Genomic DNA, 10,277 nt, shown 5'->3' with positions numbered 1-10,277 from the left:
GCCTTGAAGACATAGGGGCGGTCGTTCTCGTTGCCGAACATGATGGCATCGACGCCGCCGTTCTGCAGCTTGCGGATGTCGGAGAGTACGCCATCGATCAGCTTGTCGAGGCCGCCATCGGCATCATAGAGGGGCGTTCCCGGCAGGGCACCGATATGTGCCATCGAGATGACAGCCTTCTTCTTGTCGCCGAAAAATTCAAATACCATCGAGTCTTCTCCTTGGGGATAAAGTGAAAATGGCGCGCCTCAGTCGCGCGTCAGTGGCGGCGCGATTCGCAGGTCGACCTTGGCCGCGGCGAGCGCCGCGGCGATCTTGGCCGGCGGCTCGGCATCGGTGATGAGGATGTCGATGTCCGACAGTGGCGCTATCCGCACCAGCGACATGCGCAGGAATTTGGCGGAATCGCACAACACGATCTTGGTGCCTGACCGCCTCAGATAGGCGCGCTTCATATCGGTATCATCGAAGGAATAATCGAAGAGGCCGTCCGCTGTGATACCGGAGACGCCGATCACGGCGACATCGAACCACAGCGCCTCGAACTGGGCGATGGCCGCAGGCCCGCCGGTCGACATCTCGTCGGCCCGTACGCGGCCGCCGGCAACATAGACTTCGGGCACACCGCCATTCAGCGCCGCCGCGATCCTGAGGCTGTTGGTGAACACCTTGGCGTGCGGAAGGTCCCTGAGGTGCTCGGCCATCAGATAGGTGGTGGTGCCGACATCCAATGCGATCGTGCGGTATCCCGAAACCAGCGCGGCCGCGGCCGCGGCAATCGCGGCCTTCGGGTCGCGGCGCTGGCGCAAGCGCGAATCGAAACTCGGCTCTTCGCTGTCCATGGCGACCAGCGGCGGGTTGTCGGCCTCGATCGCGCCGCCATGGATTCGGACCAGCCTACCCTCGCGTTCCAGTTCGACGAGATCGCGGCGGATCGTCATGTCGGAAACGGCAAGTTCGGCCGCTGCCGCGGCGACGGTGAGCGACCCCGTCCGGCGCAGCAAAGCCAGGATGCGTGCCTGCCGGTCGTGCGCGAGAAGGCGCTGACGATCGGCGTCGCGCGGTGCGCCATGCGGCGATGTCTCAGGAAGGGTGGTGTCGTCTGCCATCGATGTATCCGGTGGGTAAGCCGCCGACGAAGCGGTCTGCTGATCTTCACACTACCGCATGATCAAACATTTTCAAACAAAAATATGTTTGCAGTGTTCGATTTTATTGGTATGCATCTCGATATCAACAAAATGCGTTCCGCCATCAAGCAGAGAGAATACGACCATGCCGGCTGTCTCCGTCACGCCTCCCGTGCTTGCCGAACTCGCGGGCAAGCGAGCCTTCGTGACGGGCGGTGGCGCGGGGATCGGCCGGGCGATCGCGACCGCCCTGACGCGGCAGGGCGTCGCCGTGGCGATCGGCGATCTGGATCCCAAGGCGGCACGTCAGGCGGCTGAGGAAATTGGTGGCGGTGCCGCCGCCGTCACGGTCGATGTCCGCCGCCGCGATTCCGTCGAGGCGGCCTTCTCCACCGTACTGGAAGCGCTTGGCGGCTGCGACATCCTGATCGCCAATGCCGGCGTGTCCACCATGCAGCACGCGCTCGATCTGACCGACGAAGAGTGGGACTTCAACTTTTCGGTCAATGCCCGCGGTGTATTCCTGGCAAATCAGATCGCTGGACGGCATTTTGTCAAGCAGGGCACGGGCTGCATCGTCAACACCGCCTCGCTTGCCGCGAAGGTCGGTGCGCCGCTCCTGGCGCATTATTCGGCATCCAAGTTCGCCGTGCTCGGCTGGACGCAGGCCTTTGCCCGCGAGCTCGCGCCCAAGGGGATACGCGTTAATGCCGTCTGTCCGGGGTTCGTCAAGACCGGCATGCAATCGCGCGAAGTCGAGTGGGAGGCGCATCTGCGGCAAGTCACGCCCGAACGGGTGGTCGCCGACTATATCGCGCAGACGCCGCTCGGCCGGCTCGAGCTGCCGGAGGATGTCGCCGACGTCGTCGTGTTCCTCTGCTCGGATCAAGCCCGCTTCATGACCGGCCAGGGCGTCAACGTGACCGGCGGCGTCTACATGACCTGACGGCCTTTCGGCGGCTGTAGCCGGATACTGATGCGGGCACGCGCCTATCCAAAAAAGTGAACACATATGATCAGAAGTTAGGCTTTTAATGTTATATTTTGTTCTCTAAGATGACCGTTCGCTCGACTTCGGCCTTCGGCGTCAGCCGGGTCAGACGGGTTCATGAGGAAAGTCTATGGCGTCTATCGAGCTCGATCGCGTTTCCAAGCTCTACGGCAATGGCAATTACGGGGTGCATGAGGTCGATCTCACCATTCCCGATGGTGAATTCGTGATCTTTCTCGGTCCGTCGGGATGCGGCAAGTCGACGACGCTGCGGATGATTGCCGGTCTGGAGAGTATCTCCTCCGGCGATCTCCGCATCGGTGGCAAGAGCGTCGCCAATGTCGCCCCGCGCGACCGAAACGTCGCCGTGGTGTTCCAGAGCTACGCGCTCTATCCGCATATGTCGGTGCGGCAGAATATGGCCTTCGGGCTGAAGATGCGCGGCACCGACGCGGCGGTCATCGATGCCAAGATTGCAGACGCCGCTAACCTGCTCGGTCTGCAGAATCTTCTCGGCCGCAAGCCGGCAGCGCTTTCGGGTGGCCAGCGGCAGCGTGTCGCGCTCGGCCGGGCGATCGTTCGCGAACCGGCGGCCTTCCTGCTTGACGAACCGCTGTCCAATCTCGATGCGCAACTGCGTGCCGAGATGCGGCTCGAACTCGTGAAGCTGCACCGGCGCCTCGGCCGCACCATCGTCCATGTCACCCACGACCAGGTCGAGGCGATGACCATGGGCGATCGCATATGCATCATGCGCGATGGTCGCCTGATCCAGGCCGGCCGGCCGCTTGAAGTCTATGCCGACCCGGTCAACACCTTCGTCGCACGCTTCCTGGCGACGCCGCCGATGAACCTCATTCCGGCCACGCTTCAGGCCGCACCTGGCGAAGGGCTCTCCGTCCTGACCGACAGCGGTGCCGTGCTTGCCGTCCCCGCCCGCCACCGCAACGCTTATGGCGAGCGTGCCGGGCGCCGCGTCATTCTGGGCGTGCGGGCCGAGGATTTCCACGAAAGCCCCGACAAGCCGGACTGGCAGAAGATTGCCGTACGGGTCGTGGCCGTCGAGGCTCTCGGCGCCGAGAACGTCCTGATCGGCCAGATTGCCGGTCAGGCCACCGGCAGGGATGATGCTCACCCCGCGGGGGGCGACAAGCCGTTGGAGATCGCCGCCCGCCTCAGCCGTTATTTCACGGCGCCCGTCGGCTCGATGGTCGAACTCTACATCGACCCGCTGCCGATGCACCTCTTTGATCCCGAAACCGAACTGGTCATCGCGCGGCCGAGCCTCATGGGGGCCACGCGATGACCAGCATGGACAGAAACGAACGGCCGGCCTTTCGTCGCCGCTTCGGCTTGCATTTCGGGCTGATTGTCGTCTGCGCCATCGTGCTGCTGCCGCCGCTCTGGGTGCTGCGGACAAGCTTCGTCCCCGAGCAGTTGTCCTACAGCAACGAGCTGATGCCGGCCTTTACGACGGACAATTATTCGGCGCTGCTGTCGAGCCGCTTCGGTCAGTCCTACCTCAACAGCCTGATCGTCGCGCTCGGCTCGGTTCTGCTCGCATTGCCTTTTGCCGCCACGACCGGCTATGCCTTCGCCCGCTTCCGCACGGGCGGTCGTTGGGCGCGTTTTGCCGTTCTGGCGACGCAGATGTTGCCGCCCGTGGCGCTGGTGCTGCCGACCTTCACGCTGTTCCGAAGCCTGGAGCTCAGCAATTCGCTGACGGGGCTGATCATCGTCTATGCCGCGCTCAACCTGCCTTTCCTGACCTGGATCCTGATGGGCTTCTTCGAGGGCATTCCAGTCGATCTGGAATGGGCGGCGATGACCGACGGCGCGACCGCCTGGGGCGCCTTCTGGCGTATTGTCCTGCCGGTGTCGATGCCCGGTATCGCGGCCGCCGGCGTGCTCGGCTTTATCCTGGCGTGGAATGAGTTTTTGTTTGCCCTGGTTTTGAGCGGGCCGAAGACGGCAACCATACCGGTTGCGCTTGCGGCGTTGCAGACCTCGAACGGCGTCCAGATCGCCAAGGTTTCTGCCGGCGTCGTCCTTGCCATCCTGCCGCTGGTCGTGGCTTCCCGCTTCATCCAGCGTTTCATCGTCCAGGGCTTGACGTTCGGCAGCGTGAAATAGGCCGGCCGCTCCGAGAGCCGACATGGCTCGCTAGCCGGTTATGAAATCGTGGCGGGATCACCGCCGCGTCCAGAGGGAAAGAGGAGTAGAGAGTTATGACTTGGAACAAGCAGACCTTGATCAAAATGCTGATGACGGCCGTGAGCGGGGCAGCTGTTGTCGGCGCATCGCTTCCGGCCAGGGCGGCTGAGCCCATCACCTTGCACGCCTTGATGGAGGACGTGCCGGAAACCAAGATCATTGAAGCGCTGTTGCCCGAATTCGAGAAGCAGACCGGCATCAAGGTCGAGTTCGAGAAGATCGGCTATCCTGACATGCACGACAAGCTGGTGTCGCAGCTGACCGCGCCGCAGAGCTACTACAATGTGCTCGAGGTCGACTTCCTGTGGGCCGGCGAATTTCCGGCGGCCGGCTGGCTGGCCGACCTGAAACCCTTCGTCGAGAAATCCAAATACGATCTGAGCCCCTTCATTCCCTCGACGCTTGACCTGCTCGGCCGAACCAAGGACCAGCTGTTCCTGGTGCCCATGTACAACTACTCGATGGGCCTCCTCTACCGGAAGGACCTGATCGGCGACGAGAAGCTCAAGGCCGCCTACAAGACGGCAACCGGCAAGGAGCTCGCTTTGCCGACGACGCTCGAAGATTATGTGGCGATTTCCAAATTCATGAAGGCCAATGCCGGTGTCGCCGGGGCCGCGATGCAGGGCCAGCGCGGCGATCCCAACAGCATGGAATTCTCCAACTACCTGTTCTCCGCCGGCGGCAGCTACCTCAATGCCGACGGCAAGGCGAGCCTCGACACGGCAGAGGCCAAGAAGGCGCTCGATCTCTATGTCGACAATATCCAGCACGGCGCCCAGCAGGGTGCTGTGTCGGCGACGCTCGACGACACCATGCGCCTGATGTGCAGCGGTTCCGCCTTCAGCATGGTCACCTATTGGTGGATGCTGCCGCAGATGGACGATGCCGTGAAGTGTCCGACGGTCGCCGGCAAGGTCGGCCTGTCGGTGATGCCGGGCGGCCATGGCGAGAGCGGCGGCTGGGGCTGGGGCATTCCCAAGAACACGTCGCCGGAAGAGCAGGAAGCCGCCTGGACCTTCATCCAGTGGGTGCAGAGCAAGGATGTTTCGGTGAAGCGCGCGCTCGAGGGCCACGCGCCCGTGCGCAGCGATGTCTATGCCGATGCGGCGGTGCTGGCGAAATATCCCTTCTACAAGACCGCCCAGGATGTGGTGGCGACCGGCAAGTCGTTCCCGATCTTCACCTATTCGGCGCAATACGAGGATCTGCTCGGTACCCAGCTTTCGCTGGCGGCTGGCGGCCAGGCGACATCGGACGCGGCGCTGAAGGCAGCTTCTGACGGCCTGCAGGGGCTCCTCGACAAATAGCGGTCCGGCTCGGCAAGGAGACCCGGCGCGGCGATGTCAGCCGCGCCGGATTTTCCAGACCCCGGATCTTGACGAGATCAGCAACGCCACCCCGACCAAGGCTCGGCCACGATGCACAATGCGATCAAAAAAGGATGGGCTGCCCGTGGCCGCGAGTGGCGGACCGGCTGGGCCTTCGCCTTGCCCGGCCTGCTGCTGCTGGCGATCGTGATGGGCTTTCCCCTGGCCTATGCCTGCATCCTCTCGATCTCCTCGATGACCTTGATCAAGCCGCAGTTCCTGCCGCTTGTCGGGTTCAAGAATTTCGCTTCGATGATCGGCGATGAGCTGTTCTGGAACGCGCTCTGGCTCACCGTGCGCTATTCGGCGGTGACGGTGGTCGGTGAATTCGTGATTGGGCTCGGCATCGCCCTGATGCTCAACCGGACGGTCCGGATGAAGCCGGTCTATTTCGCGGTTCTGACCATTCCCATGGCGATGTCGCCGATCAGCGTCGCCCTGATCTGGCGCATGCTGCTCCAGCCCAATCTCGGCATCGCCAATCATCTGATGGAAACGTTCGGCCTGCCGCGCCTCGACTGGCTGGGCACGCCAGGCATGGCGCTCTGGACGATGGCGGCGATCGACATCTGGCAGCAAATGTCCTTCGTCGTGCTGATCCTCGCCGCGGGGCTCGCCGCTTTGCCGCGCGATCCCTATGAGGCGGCTGAAGTGGACGGCGCGCGCGGCTGGCAGCAATTCCTCTACATCACGCTTCCGATGCTTCGGCCGGTCGCGGCGATCACCATCATCATCCAGCTGATCAACGAATTCCGGACCTACGATCTGCCCTATGTCCTGACCAAGGGCGGGCCGGGCAACGCGACCGAAGTGCTGAGCTTCTTTGCCTATCGCCGTGCCTTTCTCGGCCTTTCGCTCAACGAAGGCGCGGCAGCCGCGTTCGTGCTGCTGCTGATCGTCCTTCTGCTCACCGTGATCTTCTTCGCCGTCCTCGAACGCTCGCAATCGGGTGAGGGCCGGAAGTAGGGTTGTTAAGCCTTGAGCAATCTATGCGGTCTATCCTGGCCTGCAGATTGTCGAGGGAACATGAAACGCCAGCCGCTTCTGCTTTTCGCCTTCCCGTTTCTCATTCTGGCGGTCCTGGCAGGGGAGCGCATGGCGACCTTGTTGCTGGGCGCCTATCCAGCCAGCCCCACCGCATGGTGGCTATGGCTTGAACTGCGCCCCTTGTCGACGGTGCTTTGGCAGCAGGTGGATGTCTGGCTGGGCGGTTCCATGGCGTTCGAAGCCGCTATCCTTGCCGCCGCATCGATCGTCTGCTGGATGGCGTGCCACGCCAAGCGGTCGGCTTTCTTCTTCCTCGCCAACCATATCGCCCTGATTTTCGCCGGGCTGATGATCGCGGTCGGCAGCCATTCGGAAACGGCGAGCACGATTGCCGAATTCACGTCGCCCAAGGGTCTTCCCTATTCGCTGGCCGTCGACTTCACCTTGAAGAACAGCCTGGTGCTGCTTTTGGGCTTCGTGGCCTGTGCCTACTGCCACATCGCCTTCCTCACCGAGGCGCGGGAGCGGTCCGTCCGGGCCATCCGCATCCTCGCGCTGCAGCGCGATCTTTAGATCTCGCCCAAGCGGCCTTCGTTCAGCCACGCCCGAAGTCTAGTTGATCCGGCGGTAATAGACCTTGCCGTCGGGCTGCTGGATGCGCTGGTAGTTGGAGCTTGGGGCAGGGGGCGACGCCGAGGCGATTCTCCTCCTGGGTGCGGGCGCTTCGATGACGCCGGGCTCGCTCGCGCTCTCGCCGTCGAGGGCTTCGGGCGCTTGCGCCAGCGTGCTGGTAGCGATCTCGGAGGGTTCTTGCGCACCCGGCATGGCCTCGCCGCCGGCGACCGGTACATTCTGCCCAAGCCGGGCAATGCTGGCATCGATCTCGTTGAAGCTGCCTTGCAACTGGCTGTCCAGTTTCTCGAACCGGCTCTGAAAACCGTTGTTGACCGTGTCGAGCCGGGCTGCGATCCGCTGCTCGAATGCGCCGAGCTGCTCCAGCCGCGCCTCGACGAAACGCAGGTCGCTCATGCCCCGATAGAGATAGACCGCGGCCGCCATGTTGACTGCGGTGATCAGAAGCGCGCCGCCGGCGACGATGACGGCGATCGTCTTTGCCTTGCTGGGTTTCCCGGCGGCAGCCGGTTCGCGCTGTTCCTGGTTTCCGATATCGATCGCCGGCATGTCCGGTTCGCTGATCATCGTCATTGGACCACCACCTTTGCGCCGACCGCGACGCGTTTGAAGAGATCGATCACATCCGTGTTGGTGAGGCGAAAACAGCCCGATGTCCCGTCGAAGCCGACACCCGACGGGTCGTTGGTGCCGTGTATGCGGTAGAGCGTGTCGCGCCCGTCCCGCGACAGGTAGAGCGCCCTTGCGCCGAGCGGGTTGTAGGGGCCGGCGGGCACCATTTTCGGCAGCTCCGGCTGGCGCGCGCGCATTTCCTGCGGCGGGCGCCACTCCGGCCATTCGGTCTTCGCCCCCACCTTGACGATGCCGGTCCAGCCGAACCCGTCGCGCCCGACGCTGATCTGGTAGCGCAGTGCCTGGCCCTGGCGGGTCACCAGGTAAAGCGCCTTCTCGTCCTTGCGGATGATGATCGTTCCCGGCTGCTCGGCCGTTCTAAAGGCGACGGCCTTGCGCAGGCTGGGCCCCATCGCCGGCAGCGGCGGCCGCTCCGAAAGTGCCGATCGCGCCTCGGCGAAGCCGTGGACGGACAGCGCCAACGCCATGCCGAGCACGCAGGCGCCGGCGAGCTTTGGGGCGATCCGGTATCTATCGGGCAGCGTCATCGAGCCGCTCTTTGAACATCCGCTTCAGATCCTTGTTGAAGCGCGCCCGCCCATCCACTTCTGAAGGCGGGATGGCCCTGTTCAGCGCGTCGGTCAGAAGCGCGTTGTCGAGCGCGACCGACTTGATGTGCGGCGCCTTGAAGATCTTCTCGAGCTCGCTGCGCGAAAAATGGTTCCCGAACCATTTGCGCTTGTGCTTGTTGGCGACCAGCGTGATGCTGACCGCATTGCCGCGCAGCTCGCGGATCTTCTTGTAGAGCCGCTTGCCTTGCCGCAGCGAAGCGACATTGAGTTCGAACACGATGAAGATCTCGTCGCTCGTCGACAGCACGGAATTGTGCCAGGGCGTTTCCAGATTGGGCAGGTCGATGACGATGTCGTCGAAGCGGTAGGCGACGAGGTCGAGCAGCCGGAAGACGAAATCGCTGCCATGCGGCTCGAACGGCAGTTGCGGCCGCTCGAACGCGTAGAGGGTGAGGCCGGACGGGCGCGACAGCTTGATGACGTCCATCAGCTCGACATCGAGCCGCTCCGGCTGGCCGATGATGCCGGCAAGGTCGAACTGGTTGAACAGATTGAGATAGGCGCCGCAATTGGCGCTCTGGAAATCCAGGTCGACGAGACAGGTGGACGCCGCGCGCTCAGCCGATTTCGACGCCAGGAATTCGGCCGCCGACAGCGCCAGCGTCGTGGCGCCGGCGCCGCCGCTGGCGCTGATGAAGGTGATGATCCGGCTTTTCGTTCCCTGGTTGCCGGTGTCGTGGAAGGTCACCGCATTGAGCAGCTCCTTGCCGTCGAGCGGCTTGTGCAGCCAGTCCGAGGCGTTCATGCGCACCAGAACGCGCGTCTGCTCCGAGCTCAGCTCGTCGGAAACCGCGATCAGCGGCACGCTGGCCCACAGCGCGCGCGCCTCGACGATGCCGGGCCTGCCGAGCAGCTCGCCATTGCCGAGATCGAGGATGACGATGCCCGGGCGTGTGTCCGCCGGCGGTCCTTTCAGAAAATCGCTCGTCTCGGAAACCCTGACGTCATAGATCGCCAGCGCATCGAGCCGCGTCGCCACATCGCGCTTGAAATTCGGATCCGACGAAAACAGCGCCACCTGCTTGCGCTTGGTCGGCGTAACCTTGGTGTTGATGGCGTTCATGACGGCGCGCTCGTTTTCAGGTCTTCGCCCGTGACCGTGCTCAGCATGGAGGGCATGGTGATGTTGTTGAAACCCATCAGTCCTTTCAGAAAGAAGAACTGGAAGGTTACATTCTGCAGGCTGACGCCAATTGTCGGGACCGTTCCACTCAGCCTCGTCTGGAATCCCAGCCCGCTGGCTGTGTAGGTGACGACGATGTTGGAGCGGTGCAACCCGGGGAAAAAGTGGCACATCCCGGGTCGCTGATTTGCCGCCAGCGCAGGGCAGGCGTCATCACTGGTAACCGCTGTATCTCCGCGGAAAATGCGGCTGAAGTTTGCTGCTGACCAAACTCCTGCGACACAGTACGCACCCGTGCAGCTGCAGGTCGATGTAGCGCCGTTGCAGACATAGGCAAAGGCTCCCGCTGCGATTGGGGCGCCTGGCGTCGCGATCGGGCCGGCTGCCGAAATCTGTGGCGCGATTGGATCCGAGATGGAGGCCAACCGGGCCCCGATCTGCACTGCCTTCGTGGCTGCGTTCCATTGATAAAACGCGTAGCCGAAATCGACGAAGCCGAAGACAAGTGCGAACAGCAGCGACGAGACGATGGTCATTTCCACCATCGCCGCACCGTCTTCCGATTTTGCGAAACGCTGGATCATG

Annotated in this window: 12 protein-coding genes; 6 read left to right on the top strand and 6 right to left on the bottom strand. The window is 63.2% G+C overall.

From position 1 onward, the window contains the following. Both EN955_RS11900 and EN955_RS11895 read right to left on the bottom strand, forming a co-directional pair. Positions 1-209, bottom strand: a 209-nt coding sequence (locus EN955_RS11900) for a BtpA/SgcQ family protein (protein WP_281034480.1), incomplete at its 3' end; no start/stop codon positions are given. A 39-nt stretch (positions 210-248) separates the two neighbouring features. Next, on the bottom strand, positions 249-1,109 hold the full coding sequence (locus EN955_RS11895; protein WP_024502262.1) for a DeoR/GlpR family DNA-binding transcription regulator: 861 nt from the start codon (positions 1,107-1,109) through the stop codon (positions 249-251). A 166-nt stretch (positions 1,110-1,275) separates the two neighbouring features. Between EN955_RS11895 and EN955_RS11890 the strand changes: the two genes are divergently transcribed. From EN955_RS11890 to EN955_RS11865, 6 genes are all read left to right on the top strand, one after another. Beyond that, a complete protein-coding gene (locus EN955_RS11890) occupies positions 1,276-2,076 on the top strand; it encodes an SDR family NAD(P)-dependent oxidoreductase (RefSeq protein WP_024502263.1) in 801 nt (266 codons plus the stop codon). Positions 2,077-2,251: 175 nt separating this feature from the next. Then, the gene (locus EN955_RS11885) at positions 2,252-3,427 is read left to right on the top strand and encodes an ATP-binding cassette domain-containing protein (protein WP_024502264.1); all 1,176 of its coding nucleotides are present in this window, start codon (positions 2,252-2,254) and stop codon (positions 3,425-3,427) included. A gap of 5 nt (positions 3,428-3,432) precedes the next feature. Continuing rightward, the gene (locus EN955_RS11880; protein ID WP_032808731.1) at positions 3,433-4,254 is read left to right on the top strand and encodes a carbohydrate ABC transporter permease; all 822 of its coding nucleotides are present in this window, start codon (positions 3,433-3,435) and stop codon (positions 4,252-4,254) included. A gap of 95 nt (positions 4,255-4,349) precedes the next feature. Beyond that, the gene (locus tag EN955_RS11875) at positions 4,350-5,645 is read left to right on the top strand and encodes a sugar ABC transporter substrate-binding protein (protein WP_081714225.1); all 1,296 of its coding nucleotides are present in this window, start codon (positions 4,350-4,352) and stop codon (positions 5,643-5,645) included. 111 nt (positions 5,646-5,756) lie between these two features. Further along, the gene (locus EN955_RS11870) at positions 5,757-6,671 is read left to right on the top strand and encodes a sugar ABC transporter permease (RefSeq protein WP_024502266.1); all 915 of its coding nucleotides are present in this window, start codon (positions 5,757-5,759) and stop codon (positions 6,669-6,671) included. A 60-nt stretch (positions 6,672-6,731) separates the two neighbouring features. Next, positions 6,732-7,265 carry a hypothetical protein gene (locus EN955_RS11865; protein WP_024502267.1) on the top strand — a complete coding sequence of 178 codons (534 nt, stop codon included), beginning with the start codon at positions 6,732-6,734 and terminating at the stop codon, positions 7,263-7,265. Positions 7,266-7,304: 39 nt separating this feature from the next. Here the strand turns inward: EN955_RS11865 and EN955_RS11860 are convergent, their stop codons facing one another. From EN955_RS11860 to EN955_RS11845, 4 genes are read right to left on the bottom strand one after another with little or no spacing between them, the layout of a single operon-like run. After that, positions 7,305-7,898, bottom strand: a complete 594-nt coding sequence (locus tag EN955_RS11860; RefSeq protein WP_024502268.1) for a hypothetical protein — start codon at positions 7,896-7,898, stop codon at positions 7,305-7,307. Beyond that, the gene (locus tag EN955_RS11855; protein ID WP_024502269.1) at positions 7,895-8,485 is read right to left on the bottom strand and encodes a L,D-transpeptidase; all 591 of its coding nucleotides are present in this window, start codon (positions 8,483-8,485) and stop codon (positions 7,895-7,897) included. Before EN955_RS11855 ends, EN955_RS11860 begins: the two co-directional genes overlap by 4 nt. Beyond that, positions 8,469-9,632: an AAA family ATPase gene (locus tag EN955_RS11850; RefSeq protein ID WP_024502270.1), complete on the bottom strand. Its 1,164-nt coding sequence runs from the start codon at positions 9,630-9,632 to the stop codon at positions 8,469-8,471. Before EN955_RS11850 ends, EN955_RS11855 begins: the two co-directional genes overlap by 17 nt. After that, a complete protein-coding gene (locus EN955_RS11845; protein WP_024502271.1) occupies positions 9,629-10,276 on the bottom strand; it encodes a TadE/TadG family type IV pilus assembly protein in 648 nt (215 codons plus the stop codon). Before EN955_RS11845 ends, EN955_RS11850 begins: the two co-directional genes overlap by 4 nt. Between the last annotated feature and the right edge of the window lies 1 nt (position 10,277).

Origin of the sequence: Mesorhizobium sp. M7A.F.Ca.CA.001.04.2.1, from assembly GCF_003998485.1 — a bacterium.
Classification (GTDB): Bacteria; Pseudomonadota; Alphaproteobacteria; order Rhizobiales; family Rhizobiaceae; genus Mesorhizobium; species Mesorhizobium ciceri.
This window is presented reverse-complemented; position numbering and strand designations above follow the sequence as displayed.

Coding starts and splice junctions, on each gene's coding strand:
- EN955_RS11865 (WP_024502267.1), top strand. CDS start 6,732: ATGAAACGCCAGCCGCTTCTGCTTTTCGCCTTCCCGTTTCTCATTCTG.
- EN955_RS11870 (WP_024502266.1), top strand. CDS start 5,757: ATGCACAATGCGATCAAAAAAGGATGGGCTGCCCGTGGCCGCGAGTGG.
- EN955_RS11890 (WP_024502263.1), top strand. CDS start 1,276: ATGCCGGCTGTCTCCGTCACGCCTCCCGTGCTTGCCGAACTCGCGGGC.
- EN955_RS11895 (WP_024502262.1), bottom strand. CDS start 1,109: ATGGCAGACGACACCACCCTTCCTGAGACATCGCCGCATGGCGCACCG.
- EN955_RS11860 (WP_024502268.1), bottom strand. CDS start 7,898: ATGACGATGATCAGCGAACCGGACATGCCGGCGATCGATATCGGAAAC.
- EN955_RS11845 (WP_024502271.1), bottom strand. CDS start 10,276: ATGATCCAGCGTTTCGCAAAATCGGAAGACGGTGCGGCGATGGTGGAA.
- EN955_RS11885 (WP_024502264.1), top strand. CDS start 2,252: ATGGCGTCTATCGAGCTCGATCGCGTTTCCAAGCTCTACGGCAATGGC.
- EN955_RS11850 (WP_024502270.1), bottom strand. CDS start 9,632: ATGAACGCCATCAACACCAAGGTTACGCCGACCAAGCGCAAGCAGGTG.
- EN955_RS11855 (WP_024502269.1), bottom strand. CDS start 8,485: ATGACGCTGCCCGATAGATACCGGATCGCCCCAAAGCTCGCCGGCGCC.
- EN955_RS11875 (WP_081714225.1), top strand. CDS start 4,350: ATGACTTGGAACAAGCAGACCTTGATCAAAATGCTGATGACGGCCGTG.
- EN955_RS11880 (WP_032808731.1), top strand. CDS start 3,433: ATGGACAGAAACGAACGGCCGGCCTTTCGTCGCCGCTTCGGCTTGCAT.